We start from the raw sequence: 19,223 nt of genomic DNA on the forward strand, positions 1-19,223 counted from the left end.
GTCTACAACCACACCGCCGAGGGCAACCACATGGGGCCCACGCTGTCCTTCCGCGGGATCGACAACGCCTCGTACTACCGGCTGGTCGACGACGACCAGGCGCACTACTTCGACACCACCGGCACCGGCAACAGCCTGCTGATGCGGCACCCGCACGTCCTCCAGCTGATCATGGACAGCCTGCGCTACTGGGTCACCGAGATGCACGTGGACGGCTTCCGCTTCGACCTGGCCGCCACCCTGGCCCGCCAGTTCCACGAGGTCGACCGCCTGTCGGCGTTCTTCGATCTCGTCCAGCAGGACCCCGTCGTCTCCCGCGTCAAACTCATCGCCGAACCCTGGGACGTCGGCGACGGCGGCTACCAGGTCGGCAACTTCCCCCCGCTGTGGAGCGAATGGAACGGCAAGTACCGCGACAGCGTGCGGGACTTCTGGCGGGCCGAGGACGGCGCCCTGCCGGAATTCGCGTCCCGGCTGACCGGCTCGTCCGATCTGTACGAAGGTGATTTCCGCCGCCCCCGGGCCGGCGTCAACTTCGTGACCGCGCACGACGGTTTCACCCTGCGCGACCTGGTGTCGTACAACGACAAGCACAATGACGCCAACGGTGAGGACAACCGCGACGGGGAGAGCCACAACCGGTCGTGGAACTGCGGCGCCGAGGGCGAGAGCGACGACCCGGCCGTGCTGGCCCTGCGCGCCCGCCAGCAGCGCAACCTGCTCACCACCCTGCTCGTCTCCCAGGGCGTCCCGATGATCTCCCACGGCGACGAACTCGGCCGCACCCAGCACGGCAACAACAACGCCTACTGCCAGGACAACGAAACCTCCTGGACCGACTGGAACCTCACCCCCCAGCAGCACGAACTCATCGACTTCACCACCCGCCTCATCACCCTGCGCCGCGAACACCCCGTCTTCCGCCGCCGCCGCTTCCTGCGCGGCCACGACGGGAGCGCGGCGCCGGGCACCGCCGACCTCACCTGGCTGCGCCCGGACGGCGGCGAGATGGGCGACGACGACTGGGGGCGCCGTGACGCGCACGCGGTGGCCTTCCATCTCAACGGCGACGCGATCTCCGAGCCGGACGCGCACGGCGGCCGCATCGTGGACGACTCGTTCCTGATCCTGCTCAACGCGCACTGGGAGCCGCTGGCCTTCACCCTGCCCGCCGCGGGCTACGGGGAGAGCTGGCGGACCGTGCTGGACACGGCGGCGGAAGCCGGCACTCCGAACGGCGGCCGGGCCGGGCACACCGCCGGTGACACCGTCGAGGTGGCGGCGCGGGCGACCGTACTGCTGATCAGGGAGCCGAAGCCGGAGTCAGGGGGCCGCTGACGGCGGTCAGCGGCGGCTGTCGCGGGGCAGCGGCGCCGAGGTGTCGAGGAAGAAGGCGTCGATCCGCTGCACGGCCAGCAGGAAGTCGTCCAGGTTCACCGGCTTGGTGACATAGGCGTTGGCGTGCTTCTGATAGGCGTCGGTGATGTCGTCCGGCGCCGCGGAGGTGGTGAGCACGACCAGCGGAATGGAGCCCAGTTCCTCGTCGTCCCGCAGCACGGCGAGCAACTCCCGGCCGTTCATCCGGGGCATGTTCAGGTCCAGCACGATCAGGTCGGGGCGCTCCGCCCCGGGATCCCGCAGGTGGTCCAGCGCCGCCAGGCCGTCCTCCACATGGGTGAGCGACCGGGCCATGCCGCCCTCGCTCAGCGCGTCCTCGATGAGCAGCGCGTCGGCGGAGTCGTCCTCCACCAGCAGGACGCTGAAGGTACGGGACGGGTTGAGGGCGTTCATCGGGTGGCTCCTGGTCTCCGTGGACACGGTTCCCCGGACGCGCGTGCGGGCGCGACGCGGAGAGGGGCGTACCCCGAATCCTAGGGATTCCTCCGCCCGGTCGACAACAGCCGTTGTCAGCCGGGCGGCCGCCCGGCGGCCGGGCATGCCCGGCCGCCGGGTCGGGACAGCCGGCTAGAACGCGCCGACGGCGAGCAGGATGCCGCACACCGCCAGGGTCGCGCCGACCACCGCGTTGAACACGGTCGTCATACGGTGGGGGCCGGCGCCGCCGCCGTGCGCCTCGGTCGCGGCCAGCCGGCCCCGCGGGTACTGGCCGCGGGCCACCCGGCCGCTGAACAGCACGAAGAACGCGCCCCACAGCGCCAGCAGCACACCCAGGGTCGTCCGCATCGGGCCTCCTTCTGTCAGGGCCCGCCGGCGCCCCGAGGAAGGCGGGGCGCCGGCGGGCTGCATCGGTTCGCCTTGCCCGAGGCGGCCACGGCAAACAGGGTGTCAGGAGGCGTCGGTGCGCGGGAAGACGTACTCGTCCAGCACGATGCCCAGAGCCACGGCGAAGGGGATGGCGACCAGACCGCCGATGATGCCGAGCAGTGAGCCGCCGGCCAGCACGGCGACCACGGTCACGACCGGATGGACGTTCACCGCGAACTTCATGGCGCGCGGCATGATCAGATAGTCCTCGGCGATCCGGAAGCCGATGTAGAAGACCGCGGTGGCCACCGCCACCGGCAGCGACGCCACCAGCGCCACCAGGCTGACCACCACTCCCCCGATGGTCGAGCCGATCACCGGCACCATGTCCATCAGCGCCACGAAGAAGCCCAGCGCGGCCGGGTACGGCACCCCGATCACCTCGCACCAGATGAAGGTGGCCAGGCCGGCGATCGCCGAGGTCGCGATGTTGCCGAGCATGAAGCGCCCGACACGGCTGAGGATCTCCTCGGAGACCTGCTCCACCCGGGGCCGGCGGGTGCCGGGCACGAAGCGGTAGCCGAAGGTCTTGATCGCGGGCAGCGCGGCCATCACGTACAAGGTGACGGTGATCACGATCACGGTCGAGGTGACGGCGCTGATCACCAGCTGGCCCGCGCCGAACACCCCGCCGGCCACGGAGGCGCCGCTGGAACCGAGTTGGGCCTGCGCCTTCTCGATGACGTGGTAGTGGTCCTCGAGCCGCCCCAGCGTGGAGTGGTGGTCGTGCAGCTGCACCCGCCAGCGCGGCACCGCGTCGGTCAGCGCGGTGACGGCCGCGGTGACCGGCGGGATGACCAGCGCGAGGAATCCGGCGAGCAGCCCGGCGAAGCCGGCCACCACCACGGCCACCGACCAGCCCCGGCGCAGCCCGAGCCGGCACAGCAGGCCCACCACCGGCTCCAGGCTGACCGCGATGAAGACGGCGAGCAGCAGCAGCGTCAGCAGCGCGCTGATCTGCAGCACGGTGTGCACCAGCATCCAGGCCAGTACCGCGCCGAGCCCGAGGCCGAAGCCGACCCGGAACCAGGAGGAGCGCTGGGTCGACGGCAGCGCGAGCGGCCGCCGCACCCAGCGCCGGGCCGGCTGCGCGGCGCCGGCCGGGTCCGCGCCGGGAGCGGGCGCGGGACCCGGCGCGGGATCCGGCGCGGGGCTCACCGCGTCCGCGGTGGACGGTGGCGCTGTGTCGGCCGGTGTCTCGGACATGGCGGTTTCTCCCTCGCGACGGTGGTCCCTGCGGGCCGGTTCGCGATGCGGCGCCGATCGGGCCGCGCGCCGCCGGCACGGCGTCGCATCGCGTCTACCCGCACCAACGGTGATGATTCGGGCCACGTCACTGGGTACCGCCGGTCGGCCGATACCCTCTGGGTGTATCCCCGCGACTGCCGGTGGCAGCACGTGTTGGGCGACGGTTCATGCCCGGATCATGCCCGGATCACCCAGATTTTCCTGTCGCCGGGCACAACCTTGATGAGCGATCGGCGGTCCAACGGATGTCAGGGGGAGGGGGACCGGTGACACCCATCGCTTCGGTCGCACACAGGCCCGGGCCGGGCCGGCGCGGACCGGCTGTCGCCGTGCCCGTACTGGTCGGCTTGGTCCTGCTGCTCGGCGCGTTGCTGGCGCCCAGGGCGGCTCACGCGGCGCCGCCCGAACAGCCGAACTGGATCTATGAGTTCTCCGGCTTCACCGCCACACCCGCGGCGACCGACTACGACCACCGCTCGGTGGCGCTGACCGGTCTGCTGCTGCGCCACCGGGCCCCGGACGGCCCGAGTGTGCCCGCGCCCGGGGAGACGGTGGACCTCGCGCAGTCCGCGGCCGGCGCGCCGTCGTCGGACACCTCCCCCGATGCCGGCTCCGGTACGTCCCCCGGTCCGGGCTCCGGTGCTTCCTCCGCTCCGTCCGCGCCCGATGACACGGTGTCCGGTCCGGCGGCCGGCGGCGCCCCGCTGGCCACCGTGACCACCGACGCCGCGGGCCGCTTCTGGCTGCAGAACGCGGTGGTGGACCAGCGGGCGGACCAGGACGGCGCCGCCGTGCCCGGTCCGTACACCGTCGTGATCCGCGCGGTCCATCACACCGCCGGCGATCCGGCGGCGGACGGGACCGAACCGGCCGGCGGCGAGACCGAGGCGCGGGTGGCGGTGACCGCCACGCCGAGCGTCGCCCGGCTGACGGTGGACTACCGGCTGGGCCCGGTGTCGGCCGCCGGGCGGAGGGTGACCGCCCTCGGCTCCTACCGGCGGGACAGCGGGCAGGGACCGCGGCCGCTCGCGGGCGCGGCCGTACGGGTGGAGTACCAGTCCCTGACCAGCGGTCAGCCGCTGGTCGAGAAGGCCGTCACCGGCTCGGACGGGCGTTTCTCCGTCACCTTCACGGCGAGCGCGGCCGGCACGGTGAGCACCGCGGTGGACGCCGCGCCCGACCCGTATCTCGATCCCGCGGCGGCGGACGGACTCAGCCGGCCGGTCGACGTGCCGCGGCCGCGGACCCCCTCGGCCGCGCCGCCGAGTCCGAGCGCCACCCTCATCCGGCTCGATCCCGTCCCGCTCGCCCATGTGGCCGCCCCGACCCGTACACCGACCCTTTTCCCCGCGTCCGGTCCCGCCCGCCCGACAGCTGCCGCGAAGCCCGTACAACCGGCGGACATGCCCAATAGGCTGGCCGTGACGGGCGGCGGAGCCTCCCGCGTGGCCTTCCTGACCGGGGGCAGCACCCTGCTCGCGGCGGGCCTGGTGCTGATGGTCGCGCGGCGGCGGATGAGGCCCGCGCGATGAGATGACCGGCGGCGCGCGACCTGGCCGCCGGTGGGGCGGCGGGGAGTCGCCGCCGATCGGGGCGGTGCACGGATGGGGGACGAGATGAGACCGCTGCAGGCGGGCGATCCGACGTCGGTCGGACAGGGGCGTTACCGCCTGGTCGGGCGGCTCGGCGAGGGCGGGATGGGCGTGGTGTACTTCGGCCGCTCACTGTCCGGGCGGGCCGTCGCGGTCAAGGTGGTGCGCCCCGAGCTGAGCACCGAGCCCGGCTTCCGCCGCCGCTTCGCCGACGAGGTGGCCGCGGCCCGCAGGGTCGGCGGTTTCCATACGGCGCCGGTGGTGGACGCCGATCCGGACGGGCGGCCGGCCTGGCTGGTCACGGCGTTCGTCCCGGGACCCACCCTGCAGTCGGTGCTGGTGAACGTGGGAGCGCTGCCGGTCGGCACGCTCACCGTGCTCGCGGCCGGGCTCGCCGAGGCGCTGGAGGCGATCCACCGGGTCGGGGTGATGCACCGCGATCTGAAGCCGGCCAACATCATCGTGGCCGAGGACGGTCCGCGGGTCATCGACTTCGGTATCGCCCGGGCGCTGGACGGCACCGCGCTGACCCAGACCGGGCTGCAGATCGGCACCCCCGGCTATCTCGCGCCCGAGCAGCTCACCGGCGGCGCGGTCACGCCCGCGGTGGACATGTTCGCGCTGGGTGTGGTGCTCAGCCAGGCGGCGGGCGCGTTCCCGTTCGGCGACGGTCCTTCGGCGGCCCGGCACTACCGGGTCGTGCACCAGGAGCCCGATCTGGGCGGGGTCCCGGCCGAGCTGCGGCCCCTGATCGCCGCGTGCCTGGCCAAGGACCCGGCCGACCGGCCGACCCCGGCGGACTTCCTGTCCCGGCTGACGGTTCACCAGCTGCCGGAGGGCGCGTGGCTTCCGGCCGAGGCGACGGCGATGCTGGCGCGGACCGAGCCGCCGCCCTCGAACACCGCCGACACCTACCAGGCGGCCGCGGCCGCCGCGGGCGCCGCCGCCCCGGCGCCGGCCGGCCCCGACGACCCGGCCGCCCCGGCCGAGGACGGCCCACCGGCCGCGGCTCCCCCCACTCCCCTGGCTCCCCGGACTCCCCCGGAGCGACCGGCTCCCCCCGCCGCCCCGGACCACCCGGCCACCGTCAAGGCCGCGTCCCTGCCGGCTTCGGCGTATCAGGCCCCGCCGGAGTCACCGGCGGCGGGCGCTCCCATCGGCGCTCCCCCCGGCCCCCCGGCCGGCTCCTCCTATCCGGCCACCGCCCGGGTGACGGCGAGTCCGGACCCGGGTGGCGCGTTCGGGCCGCCGGCCGGGTCGTACGGCTCCGACGGCGCCGCGGCGGGGCGGGGCCGGCGGCGGACGCTGCTGATCGTGGCCGCCGCGCTCGTGGTCGCCGCCGCGGCCGGGCTGGTGATGGCGCGGCCCTGGTCGGGCGGACCGGGCGGCTCCGGCCAGGCCGCCGGACCGGCCTCCTCCCCGTCCGCCAAGGGCTCGGCGGCCGGCGCCCCGGCCGCGGCGGCCCTGCCGGCCCAGCCGCTGCTGATCCGTGAGGACACCGCGCCGGGCTGGCCGTCGAAATGCCACGGGGTGATCGCCGTGCGCGACCCGGGCCGGGACGATCCGCGCCGGATCATCAGCGGCGGCAGCTGCGACATCCTTCCGGTGTGGGCGCCGGACCGCGCCACCTTCGCCTTCACCCGGAGCGGGCCGTCCAGCTCCGTCTGGGTCGCCGACGCGGACGGCTCGAACGCGCACCGGGTCGCGGCGATCTCCGGTGGGAAGGTGGCCTGGTCGCCGGACGGCACCCGGCTGGCGGTGACCCGGATCAAGGACGGCGTGCTGCAGATCTACACGGTGAACGTCTCCGACGGCTCCGCCCGGCAGCTCACCACCGGCACCGGGGCGGTCCAGGACCCGGAGTGGTCGCCGGACGGGCAGCAGCTGGCGGTGTGCATCCAGGCGCAGCCGGGCCTGTGGCAGATCAATCTGCTGAAGGTCTCCGATCCCACCGCCGCGCCCCGGCAGATCACCCACGGCACGCAGCGGGCGCTGGACCCGGTGTGGTCGCCGGACGGCAGCCGGCTGGCGTACACCTACGGCAAACCACTGGTCGGCAGTCAGGGCGACATTCACCTGATCGGGGCGGACGGCACCGGAGATCACCCGCTCGCCGCCAGCGCCGAGGAGGAGATGGACCCCACCTGGTCGCCGGACGGGAAATGGGTGGCCTATGTCCGCGGCGAGATCGCGACCCCCGCGGTGTGGGCGATCCGGGCCGATGGGACGGGGGCGCGTCGGCTCACCACCGGAGCGCTGCCCGAGGGTCATCCTTCCTGGAGTTGACAGGAGAAAACAGCCGCGTAACCTTTCGCGCCCTTCCTGGCAATAAGGAATTCACACGCCGTCCGGTTTCGAAGTCCCTGATCGCGGCTAACCCGCTGCTCAAGGGGGTTCCGTAAATTTCCCGCCAGCGCGGGACGGCGATGGGTGCGCTTTATGAGCGAACTGCGTGTGCTGTCGGTCTACGAAGGCTTCTTTTCCGGTGGAGCCCGTATTCTGCACAGCGATGTGATTCTCGGTCTGCACGGCGGTGCGCAGGAACACGCGGTACTGAGCATGCGGGGAGAAGTGCACCGGGAGGCGACCCGGCAGCGGATGGAGGACGACGCCTGTTACCGGGGTCTGACCGGAGCCAGCGTCCCGGTCACGGCGCTGCGCCGCGGTCCGGGCGAGGACACCGACGCGTTCAGCGCGGACGAGCTGGCCGCCACCGCCCGGGCGACCGCCGCCGCGGACGTGGTGCTGTCGCTGAAGGAGCAGCCGCTGGCGCTGCTCAACCAGGCCGGGCTGCCGCTGCGGCCGGTGGTGGTGTGCCTGCACCGCTCCGACCCGGAGAACCAGGGCCCGGCGCTGGACTCGCTGCGGGCGGCGGTCGAGGCGGGCCGGGTGCGGGCCGGTGTGTGCTGCGCGGAGTCGACCCGGGCGGCGTACGCGGCGGCCGGGATCCCGGCCGAACTGCTGCACGTGGTCCCCAACGGGGTCGACCTGCTCCGCTTCCGCCCCGATCCGGTACGCCGGGCCCGGTGGCGGGCGTCGCTGGGCGTCATGCCGGAAGCGCCGCTGGTGGTCTTCGCGGCGCGGTACGCCGAGATGAAGAACGTGCCGCTGTTCCTGCGGGCGGCGCGGCGGTTCCTGCGGCAGGAACCGCGCGGGCACGTGCTGATGTGCGGCGCGGGCATGACCGGCGACAATCCGGAGCTGCGGGCGGACATCGACGCCGCGCTCGGCGACGAGCCGTGGCTGGCCGAGCGGATGTCGCTGCTCGGGGTGCGCTGCGACATGGAGTCGCTGTACGCCGCCGCCGACGTCGTCTCGCTCACCTCGTCGTCCGGCGAGGCGGCGCCGCTGTGCCTGATCGAGGGCATGATGTGCGGCGCCGTGCCGGTGAGCACCGACATCGGTGACACCGCGTCCCTGGTCGCCGGGCACGGACTGATCACCCCGCCGGACCCGGTGGTGATCGCGGCGGCCTGGACCGAGGCGGCGGCGCGTGCCGCCGACTTCGCCCCGGCTCTGGAGCTCAGCCGCGAGCGCTTCAGCCGCACCCGGATGATCGCCGCCTACGGCACGCTGATCGAACAGGTCCACCACGGCCTGGCACCGGTCGCCCCGGCCGCGGTGCAGGAGCCGTTCTAGCCCGGGGCTCCGCGCCCGCCGCCCGGTGACCGGTCACCGGGCGGCGACGGGGGCCGGCCGCTGCCCGCTCGTACGCCGTCAGGCGGGTCCGTACAGCTCGCGGTAGGCGGGGAAACTGCCGCCCGGGCCGCTGACGCCGTCGGCCGCCAGGACGGCGTGCACGATGGCGCGGGCCAGGGTGTCGGCGCCCGCCGCCAGGATCTCGTTCACCGCGGCGTCGTCGGTGCCCTCCGGGTCCGGCGGGCGCCGGCCGGTGGCCAGCGCGAAGACGGTGTCGCCGTCGGACAGCAGGTGGGCCGGCCGTATCGCGCGGGCCAGACCGTCGTGGGCGGCGCCCGCCAGCCGCTGCGCCCTGGCCCGGCTCAGCGTCGCGTCGGTGGCCACCACGGCAAGGGTGGTGTTGAACGGCGCCGGCTGCCGCACGGCGGCCAGCCGGTCCCGCGCCCGGGCCACCACGGCGGCCGGCCGCGCGCCGCCGGCCGGCCCGAACTCGGCGCTCCACGCGGCTCCGGCGCCCCACAGCGCGCCCGTATCGGGGTCGACGACGGAGCCGGACGCGTTGACGACCGCCAGCGCGGCCACCGCCGTTCCGGACGGCAGCAGCCAACTGGCCGTACCCACACCGCCCTTGAGGCCACCGGCCACCGCGCCCGTACCGGCGCCGACACAGCCCTGCGGCACCGGGGCCCCCTCCGGGGTCGCGTCGGCGGCGGCCACCGCCGCGCGGCCGAGGTCCGGGCCCGGGCGGGCGTCCCAGCGCCCGCCGCGGCCGAGGTCGAAGAGCGCGGCGGCGGGCACCACCGGCACCACCCGGCCGGGGCCGCCGACCGGGAAGCCGCGGCCGTGCTCCTCCAGCCAGGCCACCACCCCTGAGGCGGCGTCGAGTCCGAAGGCGCTGCCGCCGGTGAGCACGACCGCCTCGATCCGCTGCACCAGATTGCGCGGGTCGAGCGCGTCGGTCTCCCGGGTGCCGGGCCCGCCGCCGCGTACGTCCACGGCGGTGACGGCGCCGCCCTCCGGCGCCAGCACCACGGTGACCCCGGTCAGCCAGCCGTCGCCCCGGCGGCCGGCGTGGCCGACCCGCAGTCCGCCGACATCGGTGAGCGCGTTCGCCGGGCCCGGCCGTCCCGCTTCGGTCATCCGCTCCGCCTCCTCGCGCCGGCCCGCGCCTGCCGCCGCCGGCCGCCTCCAGCTTCACACCCGGGGCGGCGACCGGCACCGCGGGGGGTGTCCGGGGGGCGACGCCTCGTCAGGGCCGCAGCAGCGAGCGGGCGGCGGCGTCCTCGCCGGCCTCCAGCAGATTGGCGGCGGCGCCGACGATCAGCGGATCGGGGGTGCCGACGATCTCCGGGTCCTTGTCCGCGTAGTCGAAGCGGTCCAGCACGCTGCGCATGGCCTCCACCCGGGCGCGCTTCTTGTCGTTGCTCTTGACCACCGTCCACGGGGCGTGCTCGGTGTCGGTCTCCTGGAACATCGACACCTTGGCCTCGGTGTAGCGGTCCCACAGGTCGAGGGAGGCCAGGTCCATCGGGCTGAGCTTCCACTGCCGCACCGGGTCCACCTGGCGGATGGTGAAGCGGGTGCGCTGCTCGTTGCGGGAGACCGAGAACCAGAACTTCACCAGGTGGATGCCGTCGTCCACCAGCATCCGCTCGAAGGCGGGTGCCTGCCGCATGAAGCGGTGGTACTCGTCGTCGGAGCAGAAGCCCATCACCCGCTCCACACCGGCCCGGTTGTACCAGGACCGGTCGAAGAGCACGATCTCGCCCGCCGTCGGCAGCTGCGAGACGTACCGCTGGAAGTACCACTCGCCGCTCTCGCGCTCGCTGGGCTTCTCCAGGGCGATCACCCGGGCGCCGCGCGGGTTGAGGTGCTCTATGAAGCGCTTGATGGTGCCGCCCTTGCCGGCCGCGTCCCGTCCCTCGAAGACGATGACCAGGCGCTGGCCGGTCTCCTTGACCCAGCGCTGCAGCTTGAGCAGCTCGATCTGCTGCAGCCGCTTGTGGTGCTCGTACTCGGGCCGCTCCATCCGCTCGTCGTAGGGGTAGTTCTCCCGCCAGGTGTCGACGACGCTGCCGTCGGGACGGATCAGCACCGGGTCGTCCTGGTCGCTGTAATCCACCGTCATGCCCTCGAGGAGCCGCATTTCATTGCTGGAGACACTGGTGCTCATAGTGCTGCCGGTCCGCCTTCCGCCGTCGCGCTAGTGGAACTGGGGGATGATCAGGTACAGCCCGTACAGCACCACGCATGCGCACACCAGGAAGCATGCGCCCGCGCTGACCTGCTGGAACGTACCATTGCCGCCTTCGGCGCGTACCGACTCCCTCTCGTCCAGGGCGCGCACCCCCAGGGCGAACAGGACGACCACCCCGACAGTGGCGCCGATGCTCACCACGGCGACCTCGGCCAGGGATCCCCAGTCGATGCTCATGTCCGCTCTCCCTGTCTCTTCCGGTTGTCTTCTGCTCAGGCTTCGGCCCCGGCACGCCTGGCCGGGTCGATCGAGGCGTGCGGGACGCTGTTGACGTTCTCGGAGTGCACCGGGTTGCGGCGGGACAGGGCGACGATCACCACGGCGACGGCCAGCGCGGCCAGCGCGATCAGTACGGTGCCCAGAGTGCCGCCGTGCACCACCGCGCCGGCCGCGAGCGCGCCGACCACCGCGGCGGCGGGCAGCGTGACCAGCCAGGCCAGGGCCATCCGGCCCGCGGTGCCCCAGCGGACCTCGGCGAGCTTGCGGCCGACCCCGGCGCCGAGGATGCCGCCGGAGCAGACCTGGGTGGTGGACAGCGCGAAGCCGAGGTTGGCCGAGGTCAGGATCACCGCGGTGGCGGCGGACTCGGCGGCGAAGCCCTGCGGCGACTCGATGTCCACCAGGCCCTTGCCCATGGTGCGGATGATCCGCCAGCCGCCGATGTACGTACCGGTGGCGATGGCCAGGCCGGCGGTGAGGATCACCCACAGCGGCGGGCCCGCGTTCTTGCCCAGGGCGCCGCAGGAGATCAGCGCCAGGGTGATGACGCCCATCGTCTTCTGCGCGTCGTTGGTGCCGTGGGCCAGCGAGACCAGCGACGCCGAGGCGACCTGCCCGCTGCGGAAGCCCCTGGAGACGGTGTCCTTCTTGGCCCGCTGGGTGAGCCGGTAGGCGAGGTAGGTGGCGCCGAGCGCGGCCAGGCCGGCCACGATCGGCGAGGCGACCGCCGGGATCAGGATCTTCTCGACCACCTTGTCGAAGTGCACTCCGCTGCGCCCGGCGCCCACCCACACGGCGCCGATCAGCCCGCCGAACAGCGCGTGCGAGGAGCTGGAGGGCAGGCCCAGCAGCCAGGTCATCAGATTCCACAGGATGGCGCCGATCAGCCCGGCGAAGATCATGCCGGGGGTGACGAGCGCGTCGTTGACGATGCCGCCCGAGATCGTTTTCGCCACCTCGGTGGACAGAAAGGCGCCGACCAGGTTCAGCGCCCCGCTGATCAGTACCGCGACCTTGGGCCGCAGCGCACCGGTCGCGATGGAGGTGGCCATCGCGTTGGCCGTGTCATGGAAACCGTTCGTGAAGTCGAAGGCCAGAGCCGTGACGATGACCATTGCCACAAGGAAGGTGATGTGGTCCATGTCACCAGGTAATCAGGGGCGGGCATACGAACAGGGAAGGACACGTGAAGGGGGGGTACACGATGAACATGGGGCGCGCGAAGAACGGTGGCGGGCCCGGCGCGGCGGACCGGGGCCCCGGGACGGGGCCGGGGGCGTGCGCGGCCCACCGGGAGCGGTAGCCGGGCTCGCCGTACGGCGAAGGACCCGTCGGCGGCCGCCGGACGGGGGTGCGCCAGGCGTGCCCGGTGCGGTCGGCCGCGCACCGCGGCCTCGTGCACGGTGACGCCGGGGCCGGGCAGGCCGGTGCGGCGGGCGTGGCCGCCGGTGGACCGGAACGGCTCGGTAGCTCCGGACGCCGGGCCACCAGCGCGTCCAGCCTGTCGAGTCATCCGATGTCAGGGCCGCCCAAAGGCCCAACTGGCCGTGAACCGTGGCCGAAAGGCGGCAGTCATCCGAACTCTGTCCGTTGGCCAAAGGATTGGCCTGACGGATCGGGGGCACTACAGTCCTGGCCGTCCCCTGCCGTCACCGCACAGGGCACGCGCTTCACGCTCCTCATCCCCCACACCAGGAGTCCCCTATGCCACATCATCCGTTCTCCCCGGCCGGCCGCAGGGCGCTGGGCCTGCTCGGCGCCGCTCTCGCGGCCGGGCTCTTCGCCCCGCTGCCCGCCATGGCCGCCACCGGCGCGCCGCACGGCGCGTCCGCCGCCGCGAGCACGCCCGCCGCCGCTCCCACCGACGGCTGGAGCGGCAGCTGGTCGGTGTCCCCGCAGAGCGGCGGGCCCTCGTACAGCAACCAGACCCTGCGCCAGATCGTGCACACCAGCATCGGCGGCAGCTCGGCGCGGCTGCGGATCTCCAACGCCTTCGGCTCCGCGGCGCTGACCGTCCGGGATGTGCATGTGGCGCAGCGCACCTCCGGCTCGTCGGTGTCGACCGGCACCGACCGTGCCGTGACCTTCGGCGGGCAGTCCTCGGTGACCGTCGCCGCCGGGGCGGTCGCGGTCAGCGACAACGTGTCGTTCACGGTGGCCGCGCAGTCCGATGTCGCGGTCAGCTTCTATCTGCCGAACGCCACCGGTTCGGCGACCTACCACCAGCAGGGCACCCAGACCAACTACGTGGCCGGCGGCGATGTCAGCGCCAACGCCACTCTCAATGGGGCCTCCACCAACGGCAGTTACTCCTTCCTCACCAACCTGGACGTGCAGAATCCGGCGGCCCAGGGCTCGGTGGTCACCCTCGGCGCGTCGATCACCGACGGGGTCGCCTCCTCCCAGGACTCCAACAAGCGCTGGCCCAACGACCTGGCCCGCCGGCTGTCGGACAGCGGCCGTACGATCGGCGTGCTCAACCAGGGCATCAGCGGCAACAAGCTGCTCAGCGACGGCGCCGGCCAGAGCGCCCTCAACCGCTTCGACCGCGATGTGGTCGGTCAGCCCGGAGTGCGCTGGGTGATCTTCTCCGACGACCCGATCAACGACCTCGGCGCGGGCAGCGGTGCGCCGACCGGCGCCCAACTGATCAGCGGGCTCCAGCAGTTGATCTCCCGGGCACACCAGGCGGGGCTGTCCTTCCTGTGCTCGACGCTCACCCCCTTCCAGGGCTCCGGCGGCTGGACACAGGCCGGCGAGACGGCCAGGGCCTCGATCAACTCCTTCATCCGCGGCTCGGGCAGCGGCTGCGACGGTGTGGTGGACCAGGACACCGCGACCCACGACCCGGCCAACCCGACCCGCTATCTGCCGGCGTACGACGCCGGTGACCACCTGCACCCGAACGAGGCGGGTCTGCAGGCCATCGCCAACGCGGTCGACCTCAATCTGTTCGGCGCCTCCACCCAGCCGTCCGGGGGCTTCGTCGCGCTGCGCGCGCACGCCAACGGCAAGTGGGTCACCGCGCCCAACGGCGGCTCGTCCGCGCTGATCGCCAGCGGGGACGCGATCGGCACGGCTCAGCAGTTCGACGAGATCAACCAGGGCAACGGCCTGATCGCACTGCGCTCGCACGCCAACAGCCTGATCGTCACCGCCGAGAACGCCGGCGCCGCGCCGCTGATCGCCAACCGGACCGCGGCCGGCTCCTGGGAGACCTTCCAGCTCCTCCAGAACCCCGACGGGAGCTTCAGTCTCAAGGCGCAGATCAACGGCAAGTATGTGACGGCGGAGAACGCGGGCGCCGCCTCCCTGATCGCCAACCGCGACGCGGTCGGCCCGTGGGAGGAGTTCGACATCGCTACGTCCTAGGCGGTGTGACCTCCCCGGGCGCCGCTGCCGGTCCCGCCCCGCCGACGACCGGCAGCACGATCCGGGAGGGGCGGTCCGGGTCGTGGAAGACGGTACGGACCGCCCGCGGCGAGGCGTTCTCCCACCGGGGGTGACCGGCCGCCGCCACCTGGAGCCGCAGCCGGTGCCCCGGGCCGAAGACATGGGCGGTCGACCACAGGTCGATCACCATCTCGGCCGGGCCCGGCCCGGCGGTGCGGACGATGCCGTCGGTGAGGTTGACGGAGGTGCCGTCCGGCGCCACATCGCACAACCGGGCCACCCAGTCGGCCGGACCGGCGCTGGCGGCCGCGACGAGGGCGACGCGGACCCGGCCGACGACCTCCAGAGGCTCGGCCAGCGGGGGGCCGGTCCAGACCAGCACGTCCGGACGGGCCTCGACCGCCCGCTGGTCGAAGGGGCCGGCCGGGTACGCGGCGGTGAGCAGCAGCGCGCCGCCGCGTACCGGCGCGGGGTCCGCCGGGTCGTGGCGGAAGGCGTCGGGGGCCTCGTCCGCTTCCGGCGGCCAGAGCGACAAAGCGCCGTCGCGGCGCAGGAACCACGGCGTCGGGACCGCCTCGGGCGGCCAACTGTCGAGCCGTCGCCATGTATTGGCACCCGTGACGAACACCAGCGCCGACGACCCGGCGACCGCCTCCGCCGCCGGTCCGCTCCCCAACACGGCGTCCAGCCAGTCCAGTCGCAGGTCCAGCAGCGAGCGGCCGCCGTCGATCGCGGCCTGGCCGGCGCCCGGGCCGAAGTCGCGGGCGCCGACACGGGCGGTCTGCTCCTCGTGCGACCAGGGACCGACCACGAGGGCGGCCGGATGCCCGCTCGCCCGGGCCCGTATGTGCTGGTCGAGGCTGCCCTGCAGGAAGGCGTCGTACCAGCCCGCCACGGTGAAGGTGGGCAACCCGGGCTGTCGTGAGCCGTCGAAGGCGGGGCGGACTGCGGGTCCACCGGAGCGTCCGGGCAGGGGGAGTTCGCGCAGCATCGGCGGGTCCCAGGCGGCGAGCGGCGCCTGCACCGCATGGAGGGCGGCGACGGCGTCCGCCCACTCCCCCAGCGCCCGGCGGCGTTCGCGCGGCGCCGCGGCGTGGCGCCGGCGGAGGACCTCGTAGCCGAGGCCGAGGGTCCACTGGGCGAGCAGGCCGCGTTCGGGTACGCCGCCGCGGGCCAGCAGACCGTCCTCGGGCTCCGACCAGGTGAACTCCGGCATCAGCGCCACGAGTTCGGGCGGTCTCGCGGCGGCGGCCGCCCACTGGGCATGCCCCAGGTAGCTGGGGCCGTACATCGCGACCCGGCCGTCCGCGCCAGGCAGGGCGGCGGCCCAGCGGACCGTGTCGTAGCCGTCGTCGTACTCGTTGACCAGCGGTTCCCAGTCGCCGTCCGAGGCGAAGCGGCCCCGGGTGTCCTGGATGACGACGAGGTAGCCGCGGCGGGCGGCGGCCGAGGGGGCGAGCCGGGCGAGGATGCCGGGGTCCTGCTTGCCGTACGGGCCGCGGGCGAGCAGCACCGGCCAGGGACCGCTGCCGGTGGGCGGGCGGTGGATGTCGGCGCGCAGTACCGTCCCGTCGCGCATGACGGCCTCGCCGTCGAGCCGTACGTCCATGGGAGCTTCCTCGCCGGTCCGGGAAAGCCCCCGCCGCGGACAAGACGGCGGGGGCAGTCGATATGACGGTACGTCAGTTCGCTCGGGCGGGCCGGTCAGCTGACGCTGAGGTCGTCCACGTAACCCCGGTAACCGCCGGTTCCACCCGGGTGGTCGTAGCCGACGAGGATGCGGGCGATCTGCTTGTTGGCGCTCTTCGTGGCCAGGTTGACGGTGACGTGGTTCCAGGTGTCGAGCGTCAAGTGGCCGCACTGGTGGGCCGGATGGACCTGGTTGCCGTTCTGGTCCACGGCCCCGGAGTCCCGCAGCGTGCTGTTGTCGGTGAAGACCATGTCCACCGCCGCGCAGCTGCTCTCGGTCGAACCGGCCGGCACCCAGGGGGTGGTGGCGTTGGACTGCGGGTAGATCCAGTAACTCAGGGTCTTGGCGGTGCCGATGTTCAGCGGTGATGCGCTGAGGTCGAAGACCTTCAGATAGGCGTGGGCGCCGGTGCCCGAGGCCGAGCCGGAGTACATCAGCGCGCTGCTGCCGGTGTGCGAGGTCTCGCCGGTCCGCGGGCCCGCCTGCGGACCGGTCGAGTCGGAGTTGATACCGGTGACACCCACGCTGTTGCCGCCCGCGGTGTCCACGGTGTCGGTCCAGCTCGGCGCCGGGTCGCCCGACTCGAAGCCGGAACTGAAACTGGTGCTGGTTCCGCCGGTGCCGCCGGTGCCGGTACCGAGCGGCTGCGCCAGCTGGGTCTGCACGGTGGCGTAGGACGTCCCGGGCTGGGCCAGGGTGATCGTCTCGCCGACCGACGTGGCCAGGGTGATCTTCGCGCCGGAGACGGTGCCGGCGTCGGCGCCGTTGCGGTACACCTGCACGCTCTTGCCCGGCCAGGGGTTGGTGACCACCAGGTTGCCCCCGCTCTGGCTGACCGCCCGTACGTACTGCACCGTGTTGCCGGCGATGCTGCTGGAGACGAGGAAGTCGCCCGCCGCCATCAGGTCGCCGAACTTCGCGTCGGAGTTGGCCGGCCAGTCGGCGAAGACCTTGACGTCCTTCTGGAAGGACTGGAGCAGCATCTCGTCGAGACCGGAGGTGATGACGTTGAGGTTCTCGATGCCGCCGCCGTTGTGGTGGATGCCGAGGTTGTTGAAGCTGTCGCTGACCGCCTCGGTGTGCATGTTGCTGAGGATGGTGGCGGGGTTGTAGCCGACCCGGGCCGCCGCCGGGTAGAAGGTGGCCGGCGCGTTGTCGGTGTGCCAGCGGGCGAGTTGGTCGATGGTGTTGCGGGCGGTCTGCAGCGTGGTGGCGTCGCTGTCGAGGCCCACCTGGTTGCCGGGGTAGACCGCCTGGATGGCGATGTCGTTGCTGTCGTTGACCCAGTCGGCGCCGACCGAGGTCTCCCGGAAGACGGTCTGGTTGTTGCGGCTCATGGTGGGCAGCGGCGCCAGATGCGCGTCGATGTCCTGCCAGGTCGCGCGGCTGCCGGAGTCCTGGTTGAGCGCGGTGCTCATGTCGGTCAGGCCCTGGAAGAGCAGATGCACCAGGCCGAGCGAGAGGATGCTGTTGGTCTGCGGGTAGGCGTTGTCCTCCTGCGGCGCGTCATTGGTGATGTTGTACGTGCCGGAGGAGTCCTTGGTCAGGTAGTTCTGCCAGAACAGCCCGACCTGCTTCAGATACGGGTACACGGTGGCCGCGTACGTCGTGTCCCGGGTCTGCTGGAACCGCATGATCATGTCGCTGGCCAGATTGACCGCGTTGGACTTCTGGTTGTGCAGATTGGTGTCGGCGCTGGTCGCCTTGGGCGAGATGCCGACCGGGTAGAGCACGCCCTGGAGGCCGTTGGACTGGGCGAGTTGCTGGCCGCGGGTCATCCAGTCCAGCACCGGCTGGTCGTAGGCGGCCATCTGGTCGATGTGGTTGGTGGTCAGCGCGGCGTAGAACGGCGCCTCGTAGTTGTAGTTGGTGTGGTAGTCGCCGTTCCAGTTCATGTTGCCGGTGATCCAGTTGCCCCACAGCCCCGGCGCGTACTCACCGCCGCGCGAGATGCAGGCCAGCAGATAGAGGGAGCCGTACCAGCTCTTCTCCACCGACTTGTCGGCGATCTGCACATACGACCGGGACCAGTAGCCGGCCCACCAGTTCTGGTGCGTGGTGCTCAGCGCGTCGACATCGGCCTGCGCGAGGCCGCTCACCATCGAGGTGGCGCTCGCCTGGTAGCCGCTGCTGTCGATGTTGCTGAGCGTCGAGGCCACGAAGGTGTACGTGGTGCCCGGTTGCAGGGTGACGCTGATCTTGTTGCCGGAGACACTCGGGCTGCCGCCGATGACCCGGGAGGCGACCCGCGCCAGCGGGTTCCCGGTGGTGCCGTCGGCGGCCACATCGGCGTTGAGCACGCTGCCGCTGGTGGAGACGGTGGGCGCGGCGCCACTGCCGTTCTGCACCGTGAAGGACGCGTTCTGACTGCCGCCACCGCTCAGCGTCATCGAGGTGACCAGCAGATTCTCGGTCGCCGACACCCAACTCGTGGTGTTCAGCGTGGAGCCGCCGAGCACATAGGTGCCCTTGACCTGGGCGTGCGCGATGTCCTGGACGACGTGGTAACTCGCGCCGCTCAGACCGGGAACGGCCAGCACGATCCGGCCCAGCGGCCGGATGGCATGGCTGGACGCCGAGAAGAAGTCGTTCTTGCCGAGATAGAAGGTCTGGTTGTCGATCGACCCGCCGACGGCGACACCGACATCGCCATTGCCCATCTCGGGGGCGTCGACGGTCTCGCCGCTCGTGAGGTTGGTCGGCGGGGAATTCCACACGCCCTGGTACTGGGCGACGGTGTTCTTCCCCTGATTCGCCGTGATGGTGTCGGCCATCGCCGGCTGGGCCAGCACGGTGGTCAGCGCGGTGCCGATCAGGGCCGCCGCGGTGGCGGCGGCGCCCGTCGCTCTGACCAGGGGACTCCTGGCCGGCGATCTGCGGGCAAGCGACGTGAGCCTCATAGGGGCTGCTGCCTCTCTTC

Annotated in this window: 14 protein-coding genes; 5 read left to right on the forward strand and 9 right to left on the reverse strand. The window is 72.7% G+C overall.

Translation table 11 applies throughout. The annotated features are described in order from the left end of the window. On the forward strand, positions 1-1,338 hold a 1,338-nt coding region (locus ACFO3J_RS29600; RefSeq protein ID WP_386435822.1), incomplete at its 5' end, for a glycogen debranching protein. A gap of 6 nt (positions 1,339-1,344) precedes the next feature. Here the strand turns inward: ACFO3J_RS29600 and ACFO3J_RS29605 are convergent. The 3 genes from ACFO3J_RS29605 to ACFO3J_RS29615 form a co-directional block, all read right to left on the reverse strand. Continuing rightward, the gene (locus tag ACFO3J_RS29605; RefSeq protein ID WP_386435824.1) at positions 1,345-1,791 is read right to left on the reverse strand and encodes a response regulator; all 447 of its coding nucleotides are present in this window, start codon (positions 1,789-1,791) and stop codon (positions 1,345-1,347) included. A 174-nt stretch (positions 1,792-1,965) separates the two neighbouring features. Further along, the gene (locus ACFO3J_RS29610; RefSeq protein ID WP_386435827.1) at positions 1,966-2,184 is read right to left on the reverse strand and encodes a hypothetical protein; all 219 of its coding nucleotides are present in this window, start codon (positions 2,182-2,184) and stop codon (positions 1,966-1,968) included. Between the two features lie 102 nt (positions 2,185-2,286). Next, positions 2,287-3,471, reverse strand: coding sequence for an AI-2E family transporter (locus ACFO3J_RS29615; protein WP_386435830.1), 1,185 nt, complete (start codon positions 3,469-3,471; stop codon positions 2,287-2,289). 371 nt (positions 3,472-3,842) lie between these two features. Here ACFO3J_RS29615 and ACFO3J_RS29620 point away from each other — a divergent pair, with 371 nt between their 5' ends. The 3 genes from ACFO3J_RS29620 to ACFO3J_RS29630 all read left to right on the forward strand — a co-directional run bounded on the left by ACFO3J_RS29620 (position 3,843) and on the right by ACFO3J_RS29630 (position 8,744). Then, positions 3,843-5,045 carry a hypothetical protein gene (locus ACFO3J_RS29620; RefSeq protein ID WP_386435833.1) on the forward strand — a complete coding sequence of 401 codons (1,203 nt, stop codon included), beginning with the start codon at positions 3,843-3,845 and terminating at the stop codon, positions 5,043-5,045. Between the two features lie 84 nt (positions 5,046-5,129). Continuing rightward, on the forward strand, positions 5,130-7,391 hold the full coding sequence (locus ACFO3J_RS29625) for a protein kinase domain-containing protein (protein ID WP_386435835.1): 2,262 nt from the start codon (positions 5,130-5,132) through the stop codon (positions 7,389-7,391). A gap of 153 nt (positions 7,392-7,544) precedes the next feature. Then, positions 7,545-8,744: a glycosyltransferase gene (locus ACFO3J_RS29630; protein WP_386435838.1), complete on the forward strand. Its 1,200-nt coding sequence runs from the start codon at positions 7,545-7,547 to the stop codon at positions 8,742-8,744. A gap of 78 nt (positions 8,745-8,822) precedes the next feature. On the opposite strand, the gene ACFO3J_RS29635 is transcribed toward ACFO3J_RS29630, so the two are convergent. The 4 genes from ACFO3J_RS29635 to ACFO3J_RS29650 form a co-directional block, all read right to left on the reverse strand. Further along, positions 8,823-9,884, reverse strand: a complete 1,062-nt coding sequence (locus ACFO3J_RS29635) for a P1 family peptidase (RefSeq protein WP_386435841.1) — start codon at positions 9,882-9,884, stop codon at positions 8,823-8,825. A 109-nt stretch (positions 9,885-9,993) separates the two neighbouring features. Next, positions 9,994-10,917, reverse strand: a complete 924-nt coding sequence (ppk2, locus tag ACFO3J_RS29640) for a polyphosphate kinase 2 (RefSeq protein WP_386435843.1) — start codon at positions 10,915-10,917, stop codon at positions 9,994-9,996. A gap of 30 nt (positions 10,918-10,947) precedes the next feature. After that, positions 10,948-11,178 (reverse strand): hypothetical protein, encoded by a 231-nt coding sequence (locus tag ACFO3J_RS29645; RefSeq protein ID WP_386435845.1) that lies wholly within the window; start codon positions 11,176-11,178, stop codon positions 10,948-10,950. 35 nt (positions 11,179-11,213) lie between these two features. Continuing rightward, entirely contained in the window at positions 11,214-12,362 is a 1,149-nt protein-coding gene (locus ACFO3J_RS29650) for an inorganic phosphate transporter (protein ID WP_386435848.1), read from the reverse strand. Positions 12,363-12,924: 562 nt separating this feature from the next. Between ACFO3J_RS29650 and ACFO3J_RS29655 the strand changes: the two genes are divergently transcribed. Beyond that, positions 12,925-14,592, forward strand: a complete 1,668-nt coding sequence (locus tag ACFO3J_RS29655) for a GDSL-type esterase/lipase family protein (protein ID WP_386435850.1) — start codon at positions 12,925-12,927, stop codon at positions 14,590-14,592. On the opposite strand, the gene ACFO3J_RS29660 is transcribed toward ACFO3J_RS29655, so the two are convergent. After that, positions 14,582-16,222 carry a CocE/NonD family hydrolase gene (locus ACFO3J_RS29660; RefSeq protein ID WP_386435853.1) on the reverse strand — a complete coding sequence of 547 codons (1,641 nt, stop codon included), beginning with the start codon at positions 16,220-16,222 and terminating at the stop codon, positions 14,582-14,584. The two genes, ACFO3J_RS29655 and ACFO3J_RS29660, sit on opposite strands and share 11 nt — an antisense overlap. 95 nt (positions 16,223-16,317) lie before the next feature. After that, positions 16,318-19,203 (reverse strand): glycosyl hydrolase family 95 catalytic domain-containing protein, encoded by a 2,886-nt coding sequence (locus tag ACFO3J_RS29665; RefSeq protein ID WP_386435856.1) that lies wholly within the window; start codon positions 19,201-19,203, stop codon positions 16,318-16,320. Positions 19,204-19,223 lie beyond the last annotated feature (20 nt).

Source organism: Streptomyces polygonati, from assembly GCF_042650325.1.
In the GTDB taxonomy this organism is placed as follows: Bacteria; Actinomycetota; Actinomycetes; order Streptomycetales; family Streptomycetaceae; genus Actinacidiphila; species Actinacidiphila polygonati.

What these genes read in the sequence shown, in the direction of transcription:
- ACFO3J_RS29635 (WP_386435841.1), bottom strand. Translation starts at nt 9,884, where the DNA reads ATGACCGAAGCGGGACGGCCGGGCCCGGCGAACGCGCTCACCGATGTC.
- ACFO3J_RS29645 (WP_386435845.1), bottom strand. Translation starts at nt 11,178, where the DNA reads ATGAGCATCGACTGGGGATCCCTGGCCGAGGTCGCCGTGGTGAGCATC.
- ACFO3J_RS29650 (WP_386435848.1), bottom strand. Translation starts at nt 12,362, where the DNA reads ATGGACCACATCACCTTCCTTGTGGCAATGGTCATCGTCACGGCTCTG.
- ACFO3J_RS29605 (WP_386435824.1), bottom strand. Translation starts at nt 1,791, where the DNA reads ATGAACGCCCTCAACCCGTCCCGTACCTTCAGCGTCCTGCTGGTGGAG.
- ACFO3J_RS29630 (WP_386435838.1), top strand. Translation starts at nt 7,545, where the DNA reads ATGAGCGAACTGCGTGTGCTGTCGGTCTACGAAGGCTTCTTTTCCGGT.
- ACFO3J_RS29665 (WP_386435856.1), bottom strand. Translation starts at nt 19,203, where the DNA reads ATGAGGCTCACGTCGCTTGCCCGCAGATCGCCGGCCAGGAGTCCCCTG.
- ppk2 (WP_386435843.1), bottom strand. Translation starts at nt 10,917, where the DNA reads ATGAGCACCAGTGTCTCCAGCAATGAAATGCGGCTCCTCGAGGGCATG.
- ACFO3J_RS29660 (WP_386435853.1), bottom strand. Translation starts at nt 16,222, where the DNA reads ATGGACGTACGGCTCGACGGCGAGGCCGTCATGCGCGACGGGACGGTA.
- ACFO3J_RS29655 (WP_386435850.1), top strand. Translation starts at nt 12,925, where the DNA reads ATGCCACATCATCCGTTCTCCCCGGCCGGCCGCAGGGCGCTGGGCCTG.
- ACFO3J_RS29625 (WP_386435835.1), top strand. Translation starts at nt 5,130, where the DNA reads ATGAGACCGCTGCAGGCGGGCGATCCGACGTCGGTCGGACAGGGGCGT.
- ACFO3J_RS29615 (WP_386435830.1), bottom strand. Translation starts at nt 3,471, where the DNA reads ATGTCCGAGACACCGGCCGACACAGCGCCACCGTCCACCGCGGACGCG.
- ACFO3J_RS29610 (WP_386435827.1), bottom strand. Translation starts at nt 2,184, where the DNA reads ATGCGGACGACCCTGGGTGTGCTGCTGGCGCTGTGGGGCGCGTTCTTC.